A 25452-nucleotide genomic window follows, 5' to 3' on the forward strand; every position below is an offset into this window, starting at 1 on the left:
GCGCGATTATCTCAAAACATTACCGGCTATGCGACCGGTTGAGCCGGTCCGGCGTTGGGTTTCAGGAATGAAGCCTGAGACGAAGCGAGCTGACGATATAGATAATCTCTACCGTCAAGAGATTGGTGGCCCGAATGTCGTGCCACTGGTTGGCTACATTGGCGCGAGCGCTGAGATTTGCCTGATTTCGAACCAATCCCGCCAGAAGAACTTGATTTAATAGAGATACCCGATAACAGCAGATCAAACTGAAGCCCAGCCGACTAAGGACTTGGATTTCCCAAGCTTGTCTAAGCATTGGGATCATCTGATCTCGCTCTATCCATCGTCGGCGTGCCCCGACCGCCAGTAAGACACCACAAGTTGATCCTTCTTGGCGATTCTCGGAGAAGAACGAAGGGCTTTTCGGATCGTTTGCGCCGACTGAAACTCACACCCCACCCAGAGGTAAGTTCGACGGTCGTCGTCAGGAATGTCAATGTTTGTCACCAGCCGTACAAATTCCAAACTGTTCCCGAGCGCACCGTCCTCACGCAAAATCCAACTTGTCTCAAGTCGGGCGCGAGAACAGAGGTTCTGGATTTCGAGCTTATCTGAAACCTCGATGATGACAGTTGCAGAAGCCGTCTCGGAAAGCTGTTCAAGCATTCGGGCGATCGCCGGAAGCGCCGTTTCATCGCCGGCAAAAAAATACCGGTCTGCTTCCACAAGGCCACCACCACCTGGGCCAAGTGCGCCGACGACATCAGAGACGACAGCATCTTCAGCGAACTTCGAGCCCGGTCCCGAGTCGGCATGAAGGACGAAATCGATGTCTAAAGTGCCCTGATCGATATCCAGAGAGCGGACCGTGTATTTTCTCATAGATGGTCGAGGCTTGGTCTCGTCCCATGCGATCAGGCCGTTTGCTCCGACTGTGGGCCATTGGGGGTCGTCAGAGGTGTTTTCCTGCAAGATCAGGTTGAGATGAAGTGCATCCATCGAAATGAATTTCGAAACATCTTCAGCTGAAAACGTAATCCGGCGCGTACGGGGCGTGATCTGTCTTATCGATTCAACAGTGAATTTCTGGAAATTCGGGGGGCGAACGAGCGTGTCACCGTGCCCCTTCCATTCAAGCTCCAGGTTCGCAGGACCGAACTCCATCAGATGCGAGGCAACCGACAAACGGATGTAGTACAGGCCTTCCAGGTCATCTGCGGATACCTCGACAGACGTAACGCGCCCTTCATTCGTGAAGGTCGCCAGCGCATTTGGAAATCGAAAAGACCAGCAATTTGAATTCCGTTCGATGACGGCACCATGCTCTACCATGTGGTCGCAAATAGCCGAAACCACCTCATCGGCATTATCCAGCTCAACCGCAGCTCGCGCGCTAGGAGGCGCATGAGAACCGGGATCGGGTTGCAAACCGGTATGTAGCAAGGAGTTAGTCACTCTTGATCTTTCTTTTTAAATCGACCGTCATCGACGGATATCCAAAACGTACCGTCGAGGGGCACGGCCATGAAACGCCTATTGATTTCGGCAAGCGTTTGATCAGGATCGATCTCTGATTGGAGATCCGGATGGATCCATTTTGCAAATGTTTCAAGGACAAGGACACTCAATTCCGATATCGCCAATTGATGTGAGACGGCAAAGGCTCGGCCATTTTGGACAGCCGAAAGTTCCGAGCGCAAGTCGAGGGAAAGAACATTGGTCAGGGAAGCGCGCGCGGTTGGGGTGTCATAACCGCCGCCGAGCACCAAGCCACCTTGTGACGCAAGATGCGCTCCGCCGGTCCCGATATAGATCTGCGGATCGATACCGAGCACAGCCTCCATGCTGAGTTGACCACTATATCCCGGGACTATGTCCGAACCGACGCTGTGGCCACCTGCCAGGGCGACCAGTTCTGTCAATCTATTCGCCGCTCCGGGAACCGAACAGCACTGACCACCAGCATGTGCGTCGACGAGGACAGACGGCCGCTTCGACCCCGCGGAAAGATGAGACGCGACTTTTTGATAGTGAGAAAGGACCAGGTTTGCGAAGTCGTTTGCTTTTTCATTCCGATCGATGGCTTGCCCAAGAAGCTTGACGCTCCGTGCGGTCGCCTCCGCTGGCCCCGTTGACGACGTCTGCGGACTATCGAGGAAAAGGACAGACACACCGGCACGCTCCAGCTTATCGGTAATCTCTCGCCAGCCAGGTTCCCAGAGGCTGACGACGAAAAGATCCGGTTGCGCGCTCAGTATGCTCTCGACCGACGAAGTGGACGGAATAACGCCTCCCACCATCGGAATCCGATCAATCGCGGGAAACTTCCTCTGAAAAGCGTTGTAGATCCCCTTATCCAGGCGCTGTGGCGCGGCCCAGCCGGCAAGTCTGCTAACCGGGTCATCGTCGAGCAGTGCCAAGGTCACCAACAACAAGCTTTCGTTCGTGACGATGCGTTTTGCGGGCGCGGCAAGCTTGACCGGGCGACCGACTGCGTCGACCATTATGATTTCTGCGTACGCTCGGTCTGTTTTGGCAAGCCACGATGCAAGGGCCGGAATTAATAGCATCCCGAGATATACCAACGCTGTGCGCATCCGCGATCTAATACTCACCACGTGTATTTCAGCGTTGCCGTCACGGCCCGTCCTGCCCCGTAATTGCAGCTACCACCAGTGATGTTGCGGCAATGAGAAACGTAGGTCTCATCGAAGAGATTGGTCACATTCAGCCTGAGGGTGGTTCCTCTAAATTCCGGTTTCACAGCACCAAAATCGAACTGAGCGCCGACATCGACAAGTGCGCGGCCGGGGATGCGGAGGTCCGCAAGATAGGTTGTGTCGGTTTGATATGATGAAAGCGCCCGAACACCGGCCGTCAGTGAGAGACCTTCGATCGTGCTCGGATGATAATTCAACCACAAACTGCCCTGATGTTCGGGCAGGTTAAGGACCTCTCGGCCAAGTTCCACTGCATTGTTGGACCGGACGACTTCGGAATCGGAGTAGGCATAGGATGCAAGGAGATCAAATTCCGGCGTCAACTCATATTTGCCCTCGATCTCCATACCACGCACTCTCTGCTTGCCGCCTTGCACAGAGAGGAAGACATCATTGGGGTCTGGTGTCAGCGCGTTATCCAAAGTTAAGTTGAAGAGTGACACGGTCACCAAACCGGAGCCGCCTGGTGGCTCATATTTCACACCAACTTCAAACTGATCAGCGGTCTGGGCATCGAACGGCTTCCCGGCAGCATCCGTCCCAAGGGTTGGCAAAAACGACGTCGAATAGCTTACATAGGGAGCCAAGCCATTATCGAAGAGATAAGTCAGGCCCGCTCGCCCCGTCAGTTCCCTGTCGCGCGTCGAAACGGATGGATTAGCGGTCATCCGGTTTCTACTTTCGACATCCGAGAGATCATAGCGCAGGCCAAAAGTGCCGACCCAGCGGTCATATTTGATCTGATCCTGAACGTAGAATCCTGTTTGTTCCTGGCTCTGCAGCCCTGAGCGCTGAAACGATGGCACCGGGAACCCTCCTCCTCCGTATACTGGGTTTAAATAATCCAGCGGGGGGACAACGGCACCGGGGCCGGTATTGCCAAAGTTCGTGCTGGATTTTGCTTTCAGATAATCCACGCCGAACAATGTCGTATGATCCAACACACCGGTTTCAAACTTCGCCTCGAGTTGGGTGTCGACATTGAAGCTGGATACCCAGTCATCAGATATCGCCGTTGCCCTGTTCAAAGTGTGACCATCGGGCTGGTATGCGAAGGCCGGATTGACGAGCACCAGGAACATGTCCTGGTCAGATTTGCCGTAACGAAGGTTCTGACGGATGGTGAACGTCTCGTTGATCTCCTGTGAAAACTCATAGCCCAGAGCGAAGAAGTCGCGCTCGAATGAGCCGGTATCAGGGTCGCCGAGGAAAATGTCGCGTGGGATTTGCCCAAGCGGGTTTGGCAGTAAAGTCCCAACAGCCGGATAGAAGCGCGGACTGAAGATCGGCTTATCTTTCTGATAATAGCCGTACAGCGTTAGTGAGGTCGCATCGGAGGGAGACCAGGTCAGGCTCGGAGCAAGCATTCCCTGGCGATCTCGTTCATGATCAATCTGGGTGTGCAAGTTCCTTGCTTGGCCTAGCAGGCGGTAGCTCCAGTCAGAGCCTTCCCCGAGAGGTCCCGTAAAATCAAAGGATGTCTGCACGCCACCAAACGATGAGGTCCCGATCGATATCTCGCTTCGAGGCGTTGTTTGAGGTCGCTTACTCACTTCGTTGACGAGCCCGCCTGGTATGGCGCGCCCGTAAAGTACGGATGCAGGACCCTTGAGCACCTCGACGCGTTCCAGGGCGAAGGGGTTGACGCTCGGCGTCGCGTAGTTTGTTGCATCGCCCGGCAGAACCAGTCCGTCCAGCCAGATCGTGCCGTAGGTGTCAAAGCCTCGGACAGAGAGCCAGTCGTAGCGGATGTCGTAACCGTTAGGATCGGAAAGAACGCCGGGTGTGTAACGCAATCCCTCCGGGACGGTGTTTGCGCTTTGCAGATCCATCTGCTGACGCGTGACAATGCTGACGGCTTGCGGGGTCTCCAACAGGGTGGTGTCCGTCTTTGAGGCACTACGACTGACCTTGGCGACGATACCGCCTTCCGGACCACGCGGTCGACTGTCTGACCCGCTAACAACGATAGTCTGCAGGACAGTTGCACCCGAGGCACCTGAAGCTGTCTCGTTTTCTACACGAGCGGTGCGAGAAATATCCTGAGACATCGCTCCCGTTGCCATGGAGAACGGGAGCCCCGCAACAATCGTGGTGGCCAAAAGGTATCGTAATCTCGGCAGAACAATGCTCGTTCGGGATTTTCTGGAAGATGGAAAAGTGATGCCTGGATGTGTCACGATAGTTTGCCCCGCCATTGCCGCAAACTTGACTTGACCTGTCAAGTTAACTTATTCATAGGCAATATCTAACCTCGGCTCAACGCCGCAACTTGTGCGCACGCGTCGAAAACCTTTGTCATTCCGTTAGACTGATGAAGATCGGGGAATTTGACACATTCACGAGTATTGCGAAGGAGTTTCGATGGATCTCGGCCCCGTATTGTCACCAAGACAACCAAACTCGTTCCCTAGTCGTGAAATTCGCGTGCAAGATCTGATGCAAGGCACGGGCTTTGGCCTTGAAAGCCCTGACGACAGACTGTCTCTTGAAGACACGCTGATCAGCGGCAATTTTCTTCATCAGGAACTTCGGAAAGGTCTTTCCATCCACGTCAGTGATGCGATCGAGAAGCGCCCGTTCACAGCCACATCCAGTGTCCAGGAGGGCCTGTCCTGCATATTCTTCCTGGAAGGCGCGGCAGACATCAAAATTGGTGACCAACCCTTTACGTTCAGAGGTTCGCAATCACATCAGGGCACCGCGATAATGAATGTCGAAGACCAGCCCTTTAAGCGATCTACCGCCGACTCGCAGCGACTTCGACATCTCGTGATTTCGGCGACGACGGAGTGGCTGAACGTCGAAGGTCTGCAGGAACTGTGCAATGCCACGATGGCTGCACGTTTATTAAGCGATAACCTGGCAGCTCATCAGTGGGGTCTTTCATCCAGACTGACTGACGCAATCTCATCGATTTTTGCACCATCTCCCCTGGTACCGAGTTTGCACAATCTTTTTCTGGAGGGCCGAGCGGTCGATATTGTCTCCGAAACGATCTCCGCAACGATGCGTGTTGACCTCCGGAGCAACACTTCGGCAGTGTTGTCGCGACGGGATTTGATCAGGCTTACGAGGGCGAAAGATCTTATTGCCGTACGAATGACGGAAGACTTGACCGTCGATGAAATTGCGCGCCAGGCAGGTACAAGTGCCAGTGTCTTGCAGCGGTTGTTCAAGCAATCAGAGCAGAAGAGCGTCTTTGGCTACATCCGATATCTTCGCCTTGACCGTGCGTACGGACTCTTGACGACGGGCGAAGTGAATGTCTCGGAAGCCAGCATAATCGCCGGGTACAGCGAGCCTGCCAATTTCTCTACGGCGTTCAAGCGCCGATTCGGTTTTACGCCGAAAGATCTCGTCAGAAAAAGTCGAACCTGAGTCTACCGCCTTGAAGGAATTCGAACTGGCGACATGCTTCTCGGATGAACGAAGTCCAAAAAACCACCTAGTCTGGGCGGATCTACCTGAAATAAAAACTTGGATCGAATTCCTGCGGGGATAGACACGCGTGTTCGCACGAGGCGTCCCGAAAAATTTCTCTGCTGTGCCCGGGCAAAGCCTCAATCCTTCGGTGTGGCACGCTTTCAACCTGTGAGTATCAAGATAAATAATAGATATCATATGGCCTATTGACACAATGTGAGAAATCGGTTTCTCTTTAATGAGAAAACGTTTTCTCAATTAGCGACGATGGTGATCCGGGGGTAGGCATGGTTAATGGTGACGTCGTGAATACCGAAACAATAGATCGATCGCAGATCGCTCAGCGCACGACGATCAAAGACGTTGCTCTTGCCGCAGGCGTTTCGGTATCGACGGCCTCGAAGGCGTTGAACGAGCGCGGGCGCATGACATTTGAAACGCGCGAGCGCATCCAGGGCATTGCACAAAAACTGGGATTTCGGCCGAATGCAATGGCGCGTGCGCTGGTCCACCAGCGCTCATTTACCCTTGGTCTTCTCACCAACGACACATATGGCCGCTTTACCTTGCCGATCGCCGCAGGCCTGTCGGCCGCTATGGCCGATCGCGGGGTTTCGGTCTTCCTGTGCGCCATTGACGACGACCCGGAGCGTGTGCGGCGCAATTTGGACGCGATGGAGGACAAGCGCGTCGACGGGCTGGTCGTTTCCGGAAAGCGCATCGACCGGGTGCTGCCGGTCGACCTCCCGGCTGTCCACATGCCTGTCGTCTACGTCAACGCCGCCTCTCCGTCAGGCGCGATCGGTTTCGTGCCGGACGATGAGGGAGGTGCCCATGCGGCCGTCGCTCATCTCGTCAGCCTCGGTCGCAAGCGCATTGCCCATGTGACGGGTCCGCGCAGCTTCGGTGCCGTCGGCCTGCGGGAAAAGGGCTGGCTGCGCGCGCTTTCCGAAGCAGCTCTCCCCTGCTTTGGAGCGGCGCTGTCCGGTGAGTGGTCGGAAGGTTTCGGCTATGAAAGCGGACAGCGACTGATTGCCGATCTTAAAGCGGGGCGGCCCGATGCTGTGTTTTGTGGCAACGACCAGATCGCCCGCGGCCTGATCGACGCCCTGACGCTTGCCGGGATCCGGGTGCCGGAAGACATCGCTGTCGTCGGCTTCGACAACTGGGAAATCTTTGCAACGGCGACGCGTCCGCCGCTAACCACGGTGGACATGGCGCTGAAGGAACTCGGTCGTCAGGCCGGCTTGACGCTTCTGGACCTTATCGACGGCAAGCCGGTGGAGGCCGGACGGCGGCGCTTGCCCTGTCGTTTAAAGGTGCGGAAATCCTGCGGCTCGGAGGCGCCGTCGGCAGACTAGAATTCAACCGCACTCGAAACTGGGTGCAAAATTGGGAGGGGAATGGAATGCACAAATGGATTTTGGGTCTCAGCGGCCTCGTCGCAGCTGCACTTGCGCTGCCTTTATCCGCCAGCGCGGACACGTTCACGCTCTGGACGCGATCCGACAGCTCTACTTTCATGCCGAAGCTTGTTGATGCCTTCAACAACAGCCAGAAGGAGCATCACGCGGATCTGCAGATTGTGCCGGTCAATGAACTAGTGCAGAAATACGCCATCGCAGCGGCAGGCGGAACGGCACCGGATGCCCTGTCGCTCGACCTGATCTACACACCGGCCTTCGCCTCGGCAGGACAATTGGAAGACCTTACCGATTTCGTAAAGTCGCTGCCCTATTTCGACGCGCTGTCGAAGGCGCATATGTCCGTCGGGACCTACAACGACCGCATCTACGGCGTACCGTTCTCTGCCGACGGTTCGGTGCTCATCTGGAATAAGAAGCTGTTCAAGCAGGCGGGTCTCGACCCGGACAAGGGGCCAGCGACCTGGTCGGAAATCCGCGCTGACGCGGAAAAGGTCAATGCACTCGGCGGAGACATTAAAGGCTTCTATTTCTCCGGCAACTGCGGCGGCTGCAACATCTTCACCTTCACGCCGCTAATATGGGCGTCGGGCGGCGACATCTTCTCCGCTGATGGCCGCAAAGTGACGCTGGATACGCCACAGATGCGGGATGCGATCGCCTTCTATCAAGGCATGGCAAAGGACAAGCTCATCCCCGCCGGCGCCCAGACGGACACCGGCGCCAATTTCTTCTCCGCCTTCGCCACCGGCAAGATCGGCATTACGCCATCCGGTTCCTTCGCCATCGGCGCGCTCAATTCACAAAGCCCAGATCTCGAATACGGCGTCGCCCCCCTTCCCGGCAAGGATGGCGGATCCTCCTCCTTTGCGGGCGGCGACAATTTCGTCGTCTCTAAGGGCACGAAGAAGATGGAGGCGGTGAAGGCGTTCCTCGAGTTTTCCTATTCGCTCGATGGCCAGAAGCTGCTTGCCCGCAACGGTTCACTACCGATCCGCAGCGACATCGCCAAAGAGGCGTTGGCGGGTCTCGATTCACGCTATCTGATTGCTGCCGACGCGATGGCGAAGGGCCGGACGCCCTATTCCACGGTCTTCAACGATCTGATTAACTCCGCCAACGGCCCTTGGATCACCATGCTGAACACGGCCTTCTTCGGTGGACCGGATGCGATCGAACCGGCAATCCAGACTGCGCAAAGCGCCATGCAATCGATCGTCGACACCGCGCCCTGAGGGCTCAAACCTTGAGTGGCGGAGCCGCGAGGCTCCGCCTCCCGGACACCAGCGGAGGACTAGACCAATGTCAGTCAACACCACGGCGACGTCAAGCGGCGCGCCCAATGCCTCTCTGCGCCCAATGCGCAAGCCGCGTCGCGACTGGATGGGACTTCTCTACGTGGCCCCCGCACTGGCACTGGTCCTCGTCTTCTTCCTGGTGCCTCTTGGCATGACCGCCTGGATGTCGCTGCACAACTGGCCGCTGATCGGCCTGCCACGCTGGATCGGCTTTGCCAACTACAAGGCGCTCTGGAATGACATCAATTTCTGGAACGCGCTCGCCTTCACCATCCGCTACACCATCGCGGCCACGATCGGGCTCATGTTGGTGGGGTTTGCGCTCGCCCTTTTGGTTGAAAAACCGCGCCCCTTCGCCGGCTTCTATCGTACCGCGTTTTTTCTGCCCGTGGTGATCGGCTTCGCGTCGGCAAGCCTGTTGTGGAGCTGGTTGTCAAATGTCGATAGCGGACTTTTTTCGCCGCTCGCCGAGGCGCTGGGACTGACGGACGGTCGCCTGAACATTCTCGCCACCTTCGCACCCGCATTCTGGTCGGTCACCGCAATGGTGATCTGGAAGATGGCGGGCTTCTACATGGTCATCCTCATGAGCGGGCTGCAATCCATTCCGGCCGACTTCACGGAAGCCGCCCGGATCGACGGCGCGAATGCGCTTCAGCGGTTCCGCTTCATTACGCTGCCGCTCGTGCGCCGTCCCTTTGCCCTTGCGCTTATTCTTTGCGTTTCCGGCTCCATGCTCGCCTTTGACCAATTTTACATCATTCTCGCGGGCGGACCGCAGAACAAGACGATCACTGCGGTGTATTGGATTTTCAGCCAGTCCTTTGTGTCCTTCCGTCTCGGTTATGGTGCAGCGTTGTCAATGGTCCTGCTTGCCATTCTGGTGGTGCTCAGCGTGATCCAGTTGCGACTGCTGCGTGAAAAGGAGGCCGCGCGATGACGATGACTGCCACGCTTTCCTCAGCAACGCCTGCACCAGCACGCAGACGCGCCAATGCCCGACTGTACAAGGTGTTGTTTCACGTCACCTGTCTGCTTGTCGCGCTGCTGTTTCTGGCCCCGATTGCGCTCGTGCTCCTAGCGTCTTTCCGCCCGCCCGCGATGGCGGGAAACGGACTGCTCTCGATCCAGGGCCTTGGCTTCGGGAATTACGGGCGACTCGAAGATTTCGGCACCGGCATTCTGCATTACGCTGGCAACAGCCTCTTCGTCGCTGTGGCTACGGCAGTTCTCACCGTCGTAGTCTCGGTCTTTGCCGGTTACGGATTTTCACGCTTCCGCTTTCCGTTCAAGGCGGTGGCCTTCGTTCTCATTCTGTCAACAATCATGGTGCCGTTTCAATCCATCCTGACGCCGCTGTTCCTGATCCTCGCAAAGCTCGGGCTGCAGAATACGCTGAGCGGTCTTGTCCTGATCTATGTCACGCTACAACTGCCCTTCTCCGTCTTCATGATGCGCAATGCCTTCGACGCGGTGCCCAAAGAGATCGAGGAGGCGGCGCGCATCGACGGCGTGAAGGGACTGCGGGCGCTGGTCTATGTCATGGGGCCGCTGGTGTTCCCGGCCGTCGTTTCTGTTGGCCTTTTTGCCTTCCTCAACGCCTGGAACGAATTTCTGGCGGCGCTGGTGCTGTTGACCGACCAGGACCGTTATACGCTTCCGGTGCTCGTCACGGCCGTCCGCTCTGGCCGTTACGGCTCCGTCGACTGGGGTGCCGTGCAGGCCGGCGTCACCGTGATGATGATCCCCTGCCTGCTGCTCTTTCTCGCTCTCCAACGCTACTACATCCGCGGCCTGACGGCCGGCGCGGTGAAGTAGGCGCACCACCGATCCAACAGAGGACCCACATCATGAGCATGCCTTCTTCTGCCGCCGACACGATCCGCCAGAATGCTAAATTTCGCCCACCGGCCGTCCATCAGGTGCGCGTCGGCGGCTTCTTCGGACCCCGCATCGAAACCATCGCCACCGCCACCGCCCACACCCTGCTCGACCGCTGCATCGAAGCGGGCATGCTGGACCAGGTCGATCCGGACCGGCCGAACCCCGGGCTACGCATTCCCTACCAGCAGGGCAACGATACCGTCAGCACCCAGATGTTCTGGGATTCCGATTTCGGCAAGAGCATCGAGGCGGCCGCCTACGGGCTGCTACACAAGCCGGATGCCGCGCTCGAGGCTCGGATCGACGAGATCGTCGATGCCTATGGACGACTACAGGACGAGAATGGCTACCTGAATTCCTGGTACCAGCGGATCGAGCCCGGCAAGCGCTGGACAAACCTGCGCGATTGTCATGAGCTCTATGACGCAGGCCACCTGATGGAGGGCGCCGTTGCTTATTATCATGTCACCGGCAAGCGCAAGTTCCTGGATATCATGGCGCGCTACGCCGATCATATCGCCACGATCTTCGGCCCCGGAGAAGACCAGCAACCAGGCTATTGCGGACATCCTGAAATCGAGCTTGCACTCGTCAAGCTCGGTCGCGCCACCGGCGAGCAACGCTATCTCGACCTTGCCCGCTTCTTCGTCAACGAGCGTGGCCAACGGCCTGATGGCGAGCACTATTACGACCGGGAAGCCCGCGCGCGCGGCCGAGATCCGGCCGACTATCACTTTGCGACCTACGAGTACTCGCAGAGCCATGTGCCGGTGCGCGAACAGCGCCATGTGGTCGGCCATGCCGTGCGTGCCGCTTATCTATATTCTGGGATGGCCGATGTTTCGACCGAGTTTGGTGACGACAGTCTGAAACCGGCGCTGGAGGCAATCTGGGCTAACCTTACGGAAAAGAACCTCTATGTCACGGGTGGGTTCGGCCCTTCCGCCCACAATGAGGGACTGACCTTCGATTATGACCTGCCAAACGAAACTGCTTATGCAGAGACATGCGCGGCCGTGGCGCTGGTCTTCTGGGCCAACCGCATGCTGGGACTGGGGGCCGATCGCACATATGCCGACGTGATGGAGCGGGCGCTCTACAACGGCGCGTTGGTCGGTCTCTCAATCGACGGCACCCAGTTCTTCTATGACAATCCTCTGGAAAGCCGCGGCAAGCATCATCGCTGGACCTGGCACCGCTGCCCCTGCTGCCCGCCGAACATCGCCCGGCTGGTGGCGTCGGTCGGGACCTTCATGTATGGCGAGGCTAAGGACGAGATCGCCGTGCACCTTTACTGCGAGGGCATTGCCGATCTGGAGACGGCAGGAACGGCTGTTCGGATCCGTCAGGAAACCGCCTACCCCCTGGATGGCGCAATCCGGTTGACACTGGAGCCGCAGCAGCCGGCCGAGTTCACGCTTTCCCTGCGCCTACCGGCCTGGTCACCGGGCGCGACGATCCGTGTCAACGGCGAGGCGGTGGACCGTGCCGCTGTTGAGCAGAAGGGATATGCGAGACTGTCCCGCCGCTGGCAGTCTGGAGATGTGGTGGAGCTACATCTCGATATGCCGGTGCAGCGGCTTCACGCACACCCGAAGGCAGGCATCGATCAGGGGCGTGTCACCCTCCAGCGCGGTCCGCTGGTCTATTGCCTTGAGGGCGTCGACAATGGGGATGACCTAAACTCCCTGTTGCTGCAGCCGAAAAGCAGCTTCCGTTGCGAACCCGTCACCGCGCTTGGTGGTATCCCGGCGCTTGTAACGACCGGATTGCGGGAAGTGACCTCTGGCGGACAACTCTACACGACGGAAACGCCGCGCCGGGAGGAAACAGAGATCCGTGCGGTGCCGTATCATGTGTGGGACAATCGCGCAGCGGGAGAGATGCTGGTCTGGATCCGGACGGAGGGCGCTCAATGACTGTGATAGACACAAGGGTGACATCGCCGCTCTCGGCGCAGACGAGCGGCGTTGAACTGAAAGGCGTTTCGAAGAGCTTCGGCGCAGTCGATGTCATTCACGACATCGACCTTTCCATCGCGGCTGGCGAGTTCGTCGTATTCGTTGGACCGTCCGGCTGTGGAAAGTCTACGCTGCTGCGGCTGATCGCCGGACTTGAGGAGACAAGCCGGGGCGATATCCTCATCGGTGGGCGCGATGTTACCGATGCCGATCCCTCGGATCGCGGCATCGCCATGGTGTTCCAGTCCTATGCACTCTATCCGCACATGACCGTCGCCCAGAACATGGGATTCGGCTTGCGCATGGCGCATCGGCCGAAGAAGGAAGTCGATGACATGGTGCAGGCGGCAGCCGAAATTCTGCATCTCTCCCCTCTACTCGATCGCCGTCCAGGCCAGCTCTCCGGTGGCCAGCGTCAGCGCGTCGCCATCGGCCGGGCCATCGTGCGCGACCCGAAGGTATTCCTGTTCGACGAACCGCTGTCCAACCTCGATGCAGAATTGCGGGTCGGCATGCGTATCGAGATTGCCCGGCTCCACAAGCAACTCGGCAACACGATGATCTATGTCACGCACGACCAGACCGAAGCCATGACACTGGCTGACAAGATCGTCGTCCTCCGGGCTGGTCGCATCGAACAGATCGGCTCCCCGTTCGACCTTTACAACGACCCCGACAACCTGTTCGTAGCCGGCTTCATCGGCAGCCCCAAGATGAACGTGCTGCCGGCGAGCTGCGAGGCCGGGTCAATTGTGATCGGTGGCCAGCGCCTGCCATTCGCCGCGCCTGCCGGCCTGCCGGTGAGTGGCGAACTGCAATTAGGCATACGCCCGGAGCATCTGCGCCAGACCCGCGACAATGAGCAAGGACTGACGCTCACCATCGACTTTACGGAATTCCTGGGTGGTGCGACCTATCTCTACGGGCAACTTCAACCCGGTATTTCCTTAGTCGTCCAGGGCGGTCGAGGCCCGGCGTCCGAAGTCGGGCAGACGGTTTCAGTGACATTCGATCCAGCAGATGCACGCTATTTCGATAGCGCAGGCCAGCGTATCCGTGAGGGAGCACCTTGAGGGCGTGTTGCGTTGGACAGACGGTCTGTGATTTTTTTTGGGCCCAGGGTCTTGATGGGATCAGAACCGTCGACGACGCTGATTAGATTCAGTGCGTCGCAGAGCGCACAGAATGCCTGCCCTCGGGAACGGCTAGTCCGTGCGGCAAGAGCATCGGCGCGTCGCTTCCCGTGCGGCGAACGCGTAAGTAGAGCAAGCGCTGTTCCGCATCAATGGCCGAATTGGTGCCTTCGCGACTTCGGCGCAAGATATACAAATCATCTCGGATGAAGGTCGCTCCATTGCGGCAGTGATCCAGTGACCACCGTGCCTCTATCAACGAGGCGGGCACATCGTACATCGTCGCGCGAATCCTGACGGATTCCAAAGCGTGCCTCCGTGTTCCAATTTCTTGCCAGATCGTCGTTCGACCATGTTCGAGCAAGCCTCCATATCTACCAGGTAAATGAAGGTTTAGTTTGTGGACCAGCTGTGATTGAGGACAACTGGTGACAGCAATAGTTAAGATTAAAAGTCGGCGTAGGCTTTGCCACGTAAGGAGTAGAGTGTGCTGGCAACGAAATTGACGGATATGGCCTTGCGGCCGTGGTTACTGACGGAACTTGAGGGAAGAGGCTATGAAACTGTCGGAGATCTCGACAGTCTCTTCAAATGCTGATGCTCTTCGTATTCCCGGAATGGCAGATCGTGTCTCAGGACTTGGTGTAGCTTACGCAGTTCAACAGTGCCCGCCCTCGTTTCCCAATCTCGATCGCGATAGCCGTTGCGCTGGGCAACACGAAGCGCGCTTTTCTCGCCGTAGCCCGCACCAGTCGCAGCGCCAACTTCCAGTGCCATCAACTTCTCGGGGTGGCCGTCGTGCCAGCTCGTTTCCGAGGTGGGAATGATCAAGATTTCAACATAACTCCACCGCACAAACAAGCTGACGACAATCCAAAGACACGATGTGCCGTCGATCGAAGGAGGCGAAGTCAATGAAATCTGCTCTGCGTGTTACGCCTATTCTGGTTTTCCTCACCACCGTCCCGGGCCTGGTGGCTTGCTCCGCAGGCTCTGCAGTGCCCAGTGGTCGGTGCGATCCGGTAGCGGCACGGGCGCTTGTTGGCAAACCGAGGCCGACAGACGAGCAAGCCAAGGAGCGAACTGGTGCGACCCTGGTACGTCAAATCGTACCCGGCCAGCCCGTTACCCATGATTACCGAGATAACAGAGTGACCGTGGAGACCGATCCCACCTCCGGCCGCGTCGTTGGGGTAACCTGCGGATAAGGCTTTTTTATAAACTCTGTGGAGACTCACACAGGAGGCCGATTGGCTTTCCCAGCTAGAGTTTACACGAGCAGTTGTTAGTGACCGCCGGCTTGGTTTTGCCGATTGCTACATGTTCAAGACGATCAATCCTCTGCTCGCCCAACAGCAGCGGGATCGCGACACAGCCAGACCGCGGCCGAATTTCGGCCTGCATCTTCGGCTGCACAACTCGCTGGTGCGGTGGTATGAGACGATCGCGAAGGTGATGCCGGAGAGGCTGGTCTGGGGACTTCCGGGAATGCTTCCCCCGATCGAGATGACGGCCAATCCCCGTCGCTATGATTTACCGCTGTTCGACAGGTTCATCGGCTTGTTGCCCGGGCGGAGCGGGGGCCGTAGGCCTTTTGCACGTCGGGCGTATCGCCGGCCGATCTTTATGTGATAATTTCATTTTTTATATAAATAGCAGTAACTTAATACCTGTCGCTCGATTGTGCTTCGCCTTGAATGGAATCGAACCGCCGACAGGTTGGTGAGATAGCTTAAGTGTCTGAAAAGCCATACGTCGTGGGATAACGCTTATTTATGGAACTCTGCCGCGTTCACACTCATGCTATCGCCAGTTCACTTTGCTGACCTATTTGGACTTCGGATACGGAATCCCATTTTCATTCTCGCTCAACAAAATCACATATTCGAATAAACCGGCCCCTCGCCACCCTGCGGTGGTACCCAGTTGATGTTCTGGTTGGGGTCCTTGATGTCGCAGGTTTTGCAGTGGACGCAGTTTTGCGCATTGATGACGTAGTTCGGTTCTCCGTCTTGCTCCACCCACTCGTAAACACCGGCGGGACAGTAACGGGTCGATGGACCAGCGTAGACATCGTGTTCGGAGCGTTTTTGAATCTCCATGTCCTTCACCTGAAGGTGCACCGGCTGGTCTTCCTCATGGTTGGTGGAAGACAGGAATACCGATGACAGTCGGTCGAAAGTCAAAACGCCATCCGGCCTTGGATAGGCGATGGGCTTGTGGAACTTCGCAGGCTCCAGGCTTTGCGCGTCCGTCTTGCCATGCTTCAGCGTGCCGAAGATGGAAAAGCCGAGCAGCTGGTTTGTCCACATATCCAGCCCACCAAGACCAACACCGAGCGCGGTGCCCAGCTTCGACCAAAGCGGCTTGACGTTGCGCACCCGCTTGAGGTCCTTGCCGATATCCGTATCACGCCATTCGTTTTCGATCTCGATGACTTCATCATTGGCACGACCAGCGGCCAGAGCCTCGGCAATCCTGTCTGCCGCCAGCATGCCCGAAAGAACCGCATTGTGGCTGCCCTTGATGCGCGGCACGTTGACGAGACCGGCCGAACAGCCGATCAGCGCGCCGCCGGGGAATGTCAACTTCGGCACCGACTGATATCCGCCCTCGGTGATGGCGCGTGCGCCATAGGACAGGCGCTTGCCGCCTTCAAACGTATCGCGAATGGCCGGATGCGTCTTGTAACGCTGGAATTCCTCAAAAGGATAAAGATACGGGTTCTTGTAGTTCAGATGTACCACGAAGCCGACGGCGACGAGGTTGTCTTCCAGATGGTAGAGGAATGAACCGCCGCCCGTCTTCATGCCCAGCGGCCAGCCAAACGAGTGCTGCACAAGGCCCTGGCGGTGTTTCTCCGGCTTCACCTGCCAGAGTTCCTTGATGCCGATGCCGTATTTCTGGACGTCACTGTCCCTGGAAAGATCAAATTTCTGGATGAGTTGCTTGGCCAGAGAGCCGCGAACGCCCTCACCGATCAGCACATATTTGCCCATCAGCGCCATGCCACGCGTGAAGGCGGGGCCAGGTTCGCCGTTTCGCTCGACACCCATGTCACCGGTTGCGACACCGATCACGGCGCCCTCGTCATTATACAGCACTTCACTGGCAGCGAAGCCGGGATAGATTTCGACGCCGAGCGCTTCCGCCTTTTCCGCCAGCCATCGACAGACGAGACCAAGCGAGACGATGTAATTGCCGTGATTGCTCATCAAAGGCGGCATGAGAAAGTTCGGCAGACGGATAGACCCGGCAGGGCCGAGCAGCAAGAACTGATCGTCCTTCACTTCGGTCTTGAAGGGATGCCCCTCCTCTTCGCGCCAACCGGGCAACAGACGGTCGATGCCGATCGGATCGACCACGGCGCCGGACACGATATGCGCGCCGACTTCGGCGCCCTTTTCCAGCACCACGACGGTAAGGTCCGGATTGACCTGTTTCAGCCGTATCGCCGCAGACAGGCCCGCAGGGCCAGCGCCGACGATAACAACGTCGAACTCCATCGATTCGCGTTCCATCGCGGCAGTCATCTCGTCATTCCGGAAGCTGTATCTGAAAGTAGATTCGGTTGTGACAGGCCATGTGCCGTATAGGCCGCCTTAAGAGTGTTCGCCATGAGCATTGCGATCGTCATAGGGCCAACCCCGCCGGGCACGGGAGTGATGGCACGCACCTGTACCAAAACGTCATCGAAATCCACATCACCAACCAGACGCGATTTCGAGCCTGCATTCGGCTCCGCGGGCAGACGATTGATCCCAACGTCGATCACGACCGCACCCTGCTTTACCCAGCTCGACTTCACCATCAAGGGCCGTCCAACTGCGGCAATGAGGATGTCGGCTTGGCAGCAAACCGCAGGCAGATCTTTGGTCTTGCTGTGCGCGACCGTGACGGTCGCATTCGCCGCCATCAACAGGTTGGTAATTGGCTTGCCGACAATGTTCGAGCGGCCGATGACGACGGCGGAGAGACCGGACAGATCGGCTCCAAGAACAGTTTCGATGAGAACCATACAGCCGGCTGGTGTGCACGGGACGAAAGCATCAGCCAAAGCACCCGTTCCAAGTTTGCCGACATTTTCGTAATGGAAGCCATCAACATCCTTTTCCGGGGCAATCGACTGGATGACCTTGTCGGCACGAATGTGATTTGGCAGGGGAAGCTGGACAAGTATCCCGTGAATCAAGGGATCCTGGTTCAGCACCGCAATGACATCGAGAAGCTCCGCTTCGGTTGTTTCGCCCGGAAGTTCGCGCTTCACAGAGAGGAAGCCGCACTCTTCGGCCTTTTTGCCCTTGGCGTTGACATAGACCTGGCTTGCGGGATCTTGTCCGACGATCACCACGGCAAGCCCCGGCTTGATGCCCAGCGCCGCAAGGGCCGACGTTTGGGACTTTAGACGATCCAGCAGATCGTCGGAGACCATTCTGCCAGATAGAATTTTAGATGGGGTGTCCATGATCATGCCCTATAAGAACACGATGGTCTTGTGACCGTTGAGCATGACGCGGCACTCAAGATGCATCTTGACGGCACGGGCGAGCACACGGGCTTCGATATCGCGGCCAGTCGCCACGAAGTCTTCGGCGCTCATTGCATGCGTCACGCGTTCGGTTTCCTGCTCGATGATCGGGCCTTCATCGAGGTCTGGTGTCACGTAGTGCGATGTCGCGCCAATGATCTTCACGCCACGGTCGAAGGCCTGGTGATACGGCTTCGCCCCTTTGAATGACGGAAGGAAGGAGTGGTGAATATTGATGATCTTGCCAAATAGCCGGGTTGAGAGGTTGTCGGACAGGACCTGCATGTACCGCGCAAGGACGACGAGATCGGCTCCGGTCTCTGTTGCCAACGATATCAGTCGTTCCTCCTGTTCGGCCTTGTTGTCCTTGTTGACCTTCCAGCAATGGTAGGGAATTCCCTCGATCTTCGCGGTCGATGCGCTGTCTTCGTGGTTCGAAACGATGGCGACGACCTCGGCGTTCAGCCAGCCAACCCTAATCTGGTAGAGGAGGTGCAACATGGCGTGGTCGAACTTCGAGACCATGATGATGATCTTCGGTTTGCGAGAGACGTCAATGAGTTTCGTCTTCATAACGAACCGGTCGGACACAGATTTCAGTGTCCTATCCACGTCGTCCCGGGATTTTTCATCGGATGTCGTGAACGCCAGGCGCATGAAGAAGCGGTTGGTGTGCCGATCCCAGTACTGGTTACTTTCGGCAATGTTCGCGCCAATTGCAGCAAGCTCCGTGGTCACTGCTGCGACAATACCGACCTTGTCTTCACAGGTCAGCGTCAGGAAGAAATTAGATGGCATGGTTGTTCCCCTTATTAGCCGTCGAACAGGCAGCCGCCAGCGCTCCGCAATGCGAAGTGGGAAGACGTCCTGATGATATGTCATGCGCCCGGCCGCTCGCCCGGGCGACGCGTTTTTTAGTAGTGCGGTGGCGTAATTACCCACACAACCTTGGCAGGCGCATCACCTGAGTTTGCGCATCTGTGAATCTCGGTACTCTTGAAAGAAAAGCTGTCGCCCTCTTCCAGCTGAAAGAACGTTCCCGATACCCAAAGGTCCAGCCGACCGGAGATCACCAACCCCGCCTCAACACCATCATGGCTGTAGTCGCCACTATCGGCGCCCGGTTCAATCGTGCTCATCAGCATTTCGAGAGGTCCACCGAGATTGGGCGAGAGCAATTCTTCCTCAATACCGATGCCGGTGAAGGTGAAGCGGCGACGGTTGTGCGACCGCACCACGACGTCCCGTTCCTGGCTCGGTGTGTCGTTGGCATGAAAAAACCAGTTCATGTGGACGCCAAGCGTTCCGCTGATCTTTTTCAGCACTCCGATAGGCAATTTCGTCTGATTGCGTTCGATCTGACTGAGATATCCAACGGATATTTCTGCCGCATCGGCGACCTGCTGTAGTGTGAGCCCCTTGACCTTGCGCAGTTCCCTGAGCTGGCTACCGATTTCCGCCTCTGGTGCCGCATCGTCCGTGTTCGGATCTTCGCCTCTGCGTAAATTCCTGGGTGGCATCACATTCCTCGACAGATATCGGATATCTTTTATCAATTTCACCTGCCCGTAAATTTACGGCAAGCGACGCTATCTACCTCCATGAAATTTCCGGTGAGGTTTTTCAACCACAATCTGCCTTGCGGTGATACTGAATATTTGTTCGTGAAAAAGCAAGCTCGTTTTTTCACGCTTGTAAAAAGAATTTTTATATGAAATAAATTCGCCATCCGAATTTACGGCACTGACCCCACTGAGGGAAAAAATCAGGCTATCAACCGGAGTGGGAACATGACAGCTTTCAAACGGGGCGCTCGCAAGAACGCCGTCCGGTCGGACTTCTATTGGCTACTGACAGCGCTGAATACCATCAAACCCATTTGCCTAGCGGTGGGTCGATGATGGAGCGCGACGAAAATCACATTGTCCGCTTCGATGCGGTCGAAAAAACCTATGACGGCTCAAATATCGTCGTGAAAAAGTTGAACCTGAACATCCGGAAGGGTGAGTTCCTGACGATGCTCGGCCCGTCGGGATCAGGAAAAACAACATCCCTGATGATGTTGGCGGGTTTCGAGTCTCCGACGTCGGGAACTATCATCCTCGACGGAAAGCCTATCGAAAAACTGCCGCCGCACCGCCGCGGAATAGGCGTTGTCTTCCAGAATTATGCATTATTCCCGAATATGAGCGTTGCCGAGAACGTAGCGTTCCCTTTGCAGATGCGACACGTCGCAAAGGCCGAGCAGAAAGCGCAGGTCATAGCTGCGCTCGACATGGTGCAGATGGGGCAATTTGCATCGCGTCGCCCGGCACAGCTTTCCGGAGGCCAGCAACAACGCATCGCTCTTGCCCGCGCGCTGGTCTTCAAGCCCTCGCTTGTGCTGATGGACGAGCCTCTCGGCGCACTCGACAAACAGCTTCGCGAACACATGCAGCTGGAGATCAAGCATCTCCACGAGCAATTGGGCATTTCGATCGTCTACGTCACGCATGATCAAAGCGAAGCCCTGACAATGTCCGACAGGATTGCGGTCTTCAACGACGGCATAGTCCAGCAGCTCGGCTCGCCGAGCGACATCTATGAAAACCCGGCAAATCCATTTGTCGCCCGGTTTATCGGCGACAACAACGCGCTCCCAGGTACAGTCCAGTCCGTCGAGGGCGCGTTCTGTCAAGTCCAGCTGGACGGCACAGCGGAATTCGTGCGTGCCAAGGTAAACGCTGGCGTCCTGCAAGCGGGCGACAGGACAATCTTGTCGCTGCGGCCGGAAAAGATCCAGATCGAGCCGGAAGGCCACACTGTCAATACCTCCGCTGCCGTTGTCGAGGAAGTCATCTATCTCGGCGATCACGTCCGGATCCGCGTCTCTGCATTGGGCAGCCAGGACATCGTCATCAAAGTCGCTGCCGGATCACTGCGAACCATCGCGTTGAGCAAGGGCAGGACAATCAGGATTGGATGGGGTGAACCGGACTGCTCCGCACTCCAGTGATCCAAGTGCCGGGTTCAGAGCCGCAGCAAGACTTTACGGCCTGAATGGCGCATGGGCGGCCCCCTTAAACGGACCGTTCTTGGGCTGTGAATGAACACCAACAATAGGGGAATGCAAATGATGAAAAAAATCATATCCAGATCTGCGACAATTGCTTATTGCACCACGTTTTTGGCTGCGACGACGGGCATCGTCAGCGCCGCTGACAGCCTCACCATTGCGTCGTGGGGCGGCGCATACCAGGAAAGTCAGTCGAAGGCCTATTTCGAGCCCTTCAAGAAGGAAACCGGCTCGACCATCGTTACCGACGAATGGAGCGGCGAAACCGCCAAACTCAAGGGCATGGTCGAAACCGGCGCGGTAAGCTGGGACGTCGTCGATGTTGAACCCGGCCATGCATTGCAGGGCTGCGAAGAAGGCTGGCTCGAGCCGATCGACTATGACAGCCTGGGCGGTAAGGACAAGTTCATCCCCGGCTCTGCCCTGGAATGCGCAATCGGTAATGTCGCCTTCGCCTATATCTTTGCCTATGACGCTTCCAAATTCCCGAACGGTGGTCCCGCAACGGTCGCTGATCTGTGGGACGTGAAGAAATTTCCAGGCGCCCGCTCGCTTCGCAAGTCGCCGAAATCGACCCTGGAACTCGCTTTGATCGCCGACGGTGTCGCGCCGGCTGATGTTTACAAGGTTCTCGCTACTGCCGAGGGCGTCGATCGTGCCTTCAAAAAGCTTGATGAGATCAAGCCGAACGTCAAAGTCTGGTGGGGTGCCGGGGCTCAGCCACCGCAGCTTCTTGCCGATGGCGAAGTTGCTATCACCACGGCCTATAACGGACGCATCTATGATGCGGTAAAGAGCAGCGGCAAGAACTTCAAGATCGTCTGGGACGGTGCAGCACTTGACTGGGATATGTGGGCGATACCGAAAGGCACCAAGAAGCTCGACCTCGCCAAGCAGTTCGTCGCCTTCGCAATGAAGCCGCAGAACATGGCAGAGCAGACGAAATACATTCCGTATGGCCCCGCAAGCCTCGAAGCCGCAAAATTCGTTGATCCGGCAGTGCTTCCGAACCTTCCGACGGCTGCTGAAAATTCCAAGACTTCGTTTTCCATCTCCGCCCAGTTCTGGGCCGACCACGACGAGGAATTGACCCAGCGCTTCAACAACTGGCTCGCACAATAAGCACAATTCCGGCGGGGACGTCCCCGCCGGTTTCCCTTAAGATTTGGCGAGATTCACGATGGCCCTTTCCGCACAACATAGCAGTTTTAACAGCCCGAAAGGCAACCGGCTTCCTGCTGCGCCCGATGCGGCGCTGAAAAGCAGGCTGGCGCGTTCGCGCCGGAGTGGGAGTTTCAAGGCCCTTGCCCTCATCGCCCCAATGTTGATCTTTCTGTTGGTGACCTTTCTTTTGCCGATCGGCCTGCTTTTGGTAAGGGCAATCGACAATCGCGAAATCTCCGCCGTACTCGTGTCGACGGCGCCGCTGATTGCAAATTGGAACGGGCAAACCCTGCCTTCCGAAGAGACATTCACGGCGTTCGTCTCCGATCTTAAGGCGGCACCAAGAGACCGTATCGCCGAAGTCGCCAAGAGATTGAACTATCTCGATGCAGGCTTTCGCAGTCTGCTGACCGGAACCATACGCGCGTTGCGCGAAATCCAGCCCAGCGATGCGAGGCAAGCGCTTGTCTCGATCGATCCGAAATGGGGCGCTGTCGAAACCTGGCGAACGATCGCCAGAGGTTCACCACAGTGGACCGACTATTATCTGCTGAAGGCCGTCGATCTTGAGAGAGCCACCGACGGATCGATCAAGCCAGCACCTCAGGACGCGATCTATGTCGATGTTCTCATGCGCACATTGCTGATCAGCCTCGCGGTGACAACGCTATGTGTGCTGATCGGATATCCCCTCGCCTACATGCTGGCGTCGACCGATGCGCGGACGGCACGATGGCTGATGATGCTGGTTCTCCTGCCGTTTTGGACATCGCTTCTGGTACGCACAACCGCGTGGCTTGTCCTGCTGCAAAGCAACGGGGTGGTCAACTCGATCCTGAAAACCCTCGGCCTGATCACCGATCCGCTGGAACTGGTCCACAATCGTATCGGTGTCGTCATTGCCATGACGCATATTTTGCTGCCGTTCGTGATCCTGCCGGTTCACGCTGTCATGAAAGGCATTCCCCCGACCTATTGGCGCGCGGCATCATCGCTCGGCGCCCCGCCCTACAAGGCATTCTTTCGGGTCTATCTGCCCCTGACCCTTCCAGGTGTCGGCGCCGGTGCTCTTCTCGTGTTCATCCTGGCGCTTGGTTACTACATCACCCCGGCACTGGTCGGCGGCCCGCGAGACCAAATGCTGAGCTATTTCATCGCCTATTTCGTCAACCAATCGTCCAACTGGGGAATGGCAGCTGCCTTGGCGCTTGTCCTGCTCGCCATTGTCGTCGCGCTGTATGCCGCGCTTGTCATCGCCTATGGCCGTCGCACGGGAGTGAAAGCATGAGTATAGTCCGCCCTCGGGCCAGCAGCGCGCGCTGGGCCCTGCGCAGCTTCTCCGCGCTTGTCCTCTTCTTCCTGATGGCCCCGATCCTTGCGATCGTTCCTCTTTCGTTCAACGCAGAACCGTTCTTTACCTACCCGATGCCCGGTTTCTCGTTTCGCTGGTATCAGTCGGTCTTTGCCTCTGCAGACTGGCAGCTTGCAGCCTGGAACAGTGTCATCGTCGCCGTTTTCGCGACACTGTTTTCGACCGTTCTGGGAACCCTCGCGGCAATTGGACTTAATCGTCCGGACTGCCCCTGGAAAATGACCATCTCGGCAATCATCATTTCGCCGATCGTCATTCCAGTCGTCGTCGCCGCAGTCGGAATATTCTACTTCTATGCCGATATAGGCTTGCTGAACACGCTTACCGGCTTGGTTCTTTCCCATACGGCTCTTGGTGCTCCGTTCGTGATGATCACCGTCGCCGCAACGCTTGCCGGCTTTGACCACCGGCTGATGCGCGCTGCAGCCAGCCTCGGCGCATCGCCGACAACGGCGTTCCGCCGGGTCATGCTGCCGATGATCCTGCCGGGCGTGGTTGCCGGCGCGATCTTCGCGTTTTGTACCTCGTTCGATGACGTCGTGGTTGCCCTCTTCGTGACCGGCGCAGAGCAGAAGACACTGCCGCGCCAGATGTGGTCGGGCTTGCGCGAACAGATCAGCCCGGCGATTACCGCCGTTGCCACCCTGCTCATCCTCTTCGCTGCGGCTTTGATGCTGACAGCGAATGCCCTTCAGTCCCGCCAGGAACGCGCCGCCAGCGCTGATATGGAATAATTGCTTTTGGAGAGCCCAATGAGAATCCTTGTTCCCGTAAAGCGAGTGATCGATTACAACGTCAAGATCCGCGTCAAGCCGGACGGCTCCGACGTCGAGCTCGCTAACGTCAAGATGTCGATGAACCCGTTCGACGAAATATCCGTCGAGGAGGCTCTTCGCCTGAAGGAAGCCGGCCTAGCAGACGAGGTTGTCGTCGTTTCGATCGGCCCGGCAAAGGCGGAAGAAACGTTGCGTACGGCGCTTGCGATGGGCGCTGACCGGGCGATCCTGGTCGAGGCCGAGGGGGTCGTCGAGCCTCTGGCCGTCGCAAAAATTCTCAAAGCCGTCGCAGACGCCGAGCAACCCGGCCTGATCATCGTCGGCAAACAGGCGATCGATGACGACAGCAACCAGACGGGCCAGATGCTGGCGGCACTGCTCAGATGGGCGCAGGGCACGTTCGCTTCCAAGGTCGCAATCGGTGACGGCAAGGCGCAGGTAACGCGCGAAGTGGACGGTGGCCTGCAAACCATCGAGATCATGCTGCCGGCCGTGATTACCACTGACCTGCGCCTCAACGAGCCGCGCTACGCCTCGCTGCCGAACATCATGAAGGCAAAGAAGAAGCCGCTCGACAAGAAAAGACCGGGCGATTTCGGCGTCGACACCAGCCCACGCCTCAAGGTTCTGAAAACAGAGGAGCCAGATGGCCGCAAGGCCGGTGTGAAGGTCAAGACCGTCGCCGAACTGGTCGACAAGCTGAGACACGAAGCCGGCGTCCTTTAAGAG

At 57.3% G+C, this 25452-nt stretch carries 21 protein-coding genes and 1 pseudogene; 14 read left to right on the plus strand and 8 right to left on the minus strand.

Features of this window, described 5'->3' with window-relative positions; translation table 11 throughout:
* Positions 1 to 318 precede the first annotated feature (318 nt).
* From JZX89_RS15165 to JZX89_RS15175, 3 genes are all read right to left on the minus strand, one after another.
* Complete coding sequence (locus tag JZX89_RS15165) at positions 319 to 1437, minus strand: DUF2218 domain-containing protein (RefSeq protein WP_207134556.1); 1119 nt, start codon at positions 1435 to 1437, stop codon at positions 319 to 321.
* Positions 1434 to 2486, minus strand: coding sequence for an ABC transporter substrate-binding protein (locus JZX89_RS15170; protein ID WP_246746725.1), 1053 nt, complete (start codon positions 2484 to 2486; stop codon positions 1434 to 1436). Before JZX89_RS15170 ends, JZX89_RS15165 begins: the two co-directional genes overlap by 4 nt.
* 107 nt (positions 2487 to 2593) lie before the next feature.
* Positions 2594 to 4804, minus strand: a complete 2211-nt coding sequence (locus JZX89_RS15175; RefSeq protein WP_246746726.1) for a TonB-dependent siderophore receptor — start codon at positions 4802 to 4804, stop codon at positions 2594 to 2596.
* A gap of 262 nt (positions 4805 to 5066) precedes the next feature.
* On the opposite strand from JZX89_RS15175, the gene JZX89_RS15180 reads away from it, so the two are divergent.
* The 7 genes from JZX89_RS15180 (at position 5067) to JZX89_RS15210 (ending at position 13768) form a co-directional block, all read left to right on the plus strand.
* Positions 5067 to 6083, plus strand: coding sequence for a helix-turn-helix transcriptional regulator (locus JZX89_RS15180; protein WP_207134557.1), 1017 nt, complete (start codon positions 5067 to 5069; stop codon positions 6081 to 6083).
* Positions 6084 to 6415: 332 nt separating this feature from the next.
* Positions 6416 to 7489, plus strand: coding sequence for a LacI family DNA-binding transcriptional regulator (locus JZX89_RS15185; RefSeq protein ID WP_207134558.1), 1074 nt, complete (start codon positions 6416 to 6418; stop codon positions 7487 to 7489).
* A 47-nt stretch (positions 7490 to 7536) separates the two neighbouring features.
* Positions 7537 to 8787, plus strand: coding sequence for an ABC transporter substrate-binding protein (locus tag JZX89_RS15190; RefSeq protein ID WP_207134559.1), 1251 nt, complete (start codon positions 7537 to 7539; stop codon positions 8785 to 8787).
* Between the two features lie 67 nt (positions 8788 to 8854).
* On the plus strand, positions 8855 to 9790 hold the full coding sequence (locus tag JZX89_RS15195) for a carbohydrate ABC transporter permease (RefSeq protein ID WP_369809557.1): 936 nt from the start codon (positions 8855 to 8857) through the stop codon (positions 9788 to 9790).
* A gap of 2 nt (positions 9791 to 9792) precedes the next feature.
* The gene (locus tag JZX89_RS15200) at positions 9793 to 10668 is read left to right on the plus strand and encodes a carbohydrate ABC transporter permease (protein WP_207134604.1); all 876 of its coding nucleotides are present in this window, start codon (positions 9793 to 9795) and stop codon (positions 10666 to 10668) included.
* Between the two features lie 32 nt (positions 10669 to 10700).
* Positions 10701 to 12653 carry a glycoside hydrolase family 127 protein gene (locus JZX89_RS15205; RefSeq protein ID WP_207134560.1) on the plus strand — a complete coding sequence of 651 codons (1953 nt, stop codon included), beginning with the start codon at positions 10701 to 10703 and terminating at the stop codon, positions 12651 to 12653.
* On the plus strand, positions 12650 to 13768 hold the full coding sequence (locus JZX89_RS15210) for an ABC transporter ATP-binding protein (RefSeq protein WP_207134561.1): 1119 nt from the start codon (positions 12650 to 12652) through the stop codon (positions 13766 to 13768). The genes JZX89_RS15205 and JZX89_RS15210 overlap by 4 nt, the downstream gene beginning before the upstream one ends.
* Positions 13769 to 14479: 711 nt before the next feature.
* Here the strand turns inward: JZX89_RS15210 and JZX89_RS15215 are convergent.
* Positions 14480 to 14614 (minus strand): annotated as a pseudogene (locus JZX89_RS15215) (transposase); the annotation flags it as partial.
* Positions 14615 to 14742: 128 nt separating this feature from the next.
* On the opposite strand from JZX89_RS15215, the gene JZX89_RS15220 reads away from it, so the two are divergent.
* A complete protein-coding gene (locus tag JZX89_RS15220) occupies positions 14743 to 15036 on the plus strand; it encodes an I78 family peptidase inhibitor (protein WP_207134562.1) in 294 nt (97 codons plus the stop codon).
* A 112-nt stretch (positions 15037 to 15148) separates the two neighbouring features.
* The gene (locus tag JZX89_RS15225) at positions 15149 to 15460 is read left to right on the plus strand and encodes a hypothetical protein (RefSeq protein ID WP_207134563.1); all 312 of its coding nucleotides are present in this window, start codon (positions 15149 to 15151) and stop codon (positions 15458 to 15460) included.
* Positions 15461 to 15705: 245 nt separating this feature from the next.
* Here the strand turns inward: JZX89_RS15225 and JZX89_RS15230 are convergent, their stop codons facing one another.
* The 4 genes from JZX89_RS15230 to JZX89_RS15245 all read right to left on the minus strand — a co-directional run bounded on the left by JZX89_RS15230 (position 15706) and on the right by JZX89_RS15245 (position 19912).
* On the minus strand, positions 15706 to 17361 hold the full coding sequence (locus JZX89_RS15230; RefSeq protein WP_207134564.1) for an electron transfer flavoprotein-ubiquinone oxidoreductase: 1656 nt from the start codon (positions 17359 to 17361) through the stop codon (positions 15706 to 15708).
* Positions 17358 to 18293, minus strand: coding sequence for a bifunctional 5,10-methylenetetrahydrofolate dehydrogenase/5,10-methenyltetrahydrofolate cyclohydrolase (locus tag JZX89_RS15235; protein WP_207134565.1), 936 nt, complete (start codon positions 18291 to 18293; stop codon positions 17358 to 17360). The genes JZX89_RS15230 and JZX89_RS15235 overlap by 4 nt, the downstream gene beginning before the upstream one ends.
* A gap of 9 nt (positions 18294 to 18302) precedes the next feature.
* The gene (gene purU, locus JZX89_RS15240; RefSeq protein WP_207134566.1) at positions 18303 to 19154 is read right to left on the minus strand and encodes a formyltetrahydrofolate deformylase; all 852 of its coding nucleotides are present in this window, start codon (positions 19152 to 19154) and stop codon (positions 18303 to 18305) included.
* A gap of 116 nt (positions 19155 to 19270) precedes the next feature.
* Entirely contained in the window at positions 19271 to 19912 is a 642-nt protein-coding gene (locus JZX89_RS15245) for a helix-turn-helix domain-containing protein (protein WP_246746727.1), read from the minus strand.
* Between the two features lie 344 nt (positions 19913 to 20256).
* Between JZX89_RS15245 and JZX89_RS15250 the strand changes: the two genes are divergently transcribed.
* The 5 genes from JZX89_RS15250 to JZX89_RS15270 all read left to right on the plus strand — a co-directional run bounded on the left by JZX89_RS15250 (position 20257) and on the right by JZX89_RS15270 (position 25449).
* Positions 20257 to 21351, plus strand: coding sequence for an ABC transporter ATP-binding protein (locus tag JZX89_RS15250; RefSeq protein ID WP_207134606.1), 1095 nt, complete (start codon positions 20257 to 20259; stop codon positions 21349 to 21351).
* 120 nt (positions 21352 to 21471) lie between these two features.
* Entirely contained in the window at positions 21472 to 22533 is a 1062-nt protein-coding gene (locus tag JZX89_RS15255) for a polyamine ABC transporter substrate-binding protein (protein WP_207134607.1), read from the plus strand.
* Positions 22534 to 22591: 58 nt separating this feature from the next.
* On the plus strand, positions 22592 to 23863 hold the full coding sequence (locus JZX89_RS15260; protein ID WP_207134567.1) for an ABC transporter permease: 1272 nt from the start codon (positions 22592 to 22594) through the stop codon (positions 23861 to 23863).
* Positions 23860 to 24681 carry an ABC transporter permease gene (locus JZX89_RS15265; RefSeq protein WP_207134568.1) on the plus strand — a complete coding sequence of 274 codons (822 nt, stop codon included), beginning with the start codon at positions 23860 to 23862 and terminating at the stop codon, positions 24679 to 24681. The genes JZX89_RS15260 and JZX89_RS15265 overlap by 4 nt, the downstream gene beginning before the upstream one ends.
* 18 nt (positions 24682 to 24699) lie before the next feature.
* Positions 24700 to 25449 carry an electron transfer flavoprotein subunit beta/FixA family protein gene (locus tag JZX89_RS15270; RefSeq protein ID WP_207134569.1) on the plus strand — a complete coding sequence of 250 codons (750 nt, stop codon included), beginning with the start codon at positions 24700 to 24702 and terminating at the stop codon, positions 25447 to 25449.
* Positions 25450 to 25452: the final 3 nt, after the last annotated feature.

The organism is Agrobacterium burrii (assembly GCF_017313405.1).
GTDB classification, from domain to species: domain Bacteria; phylum Pseudomonadota; class Alphaproteobacteria; order Rhizobiales; family Rhizobiaceae; genus Agrobacterium; species Agrobacterium burrii.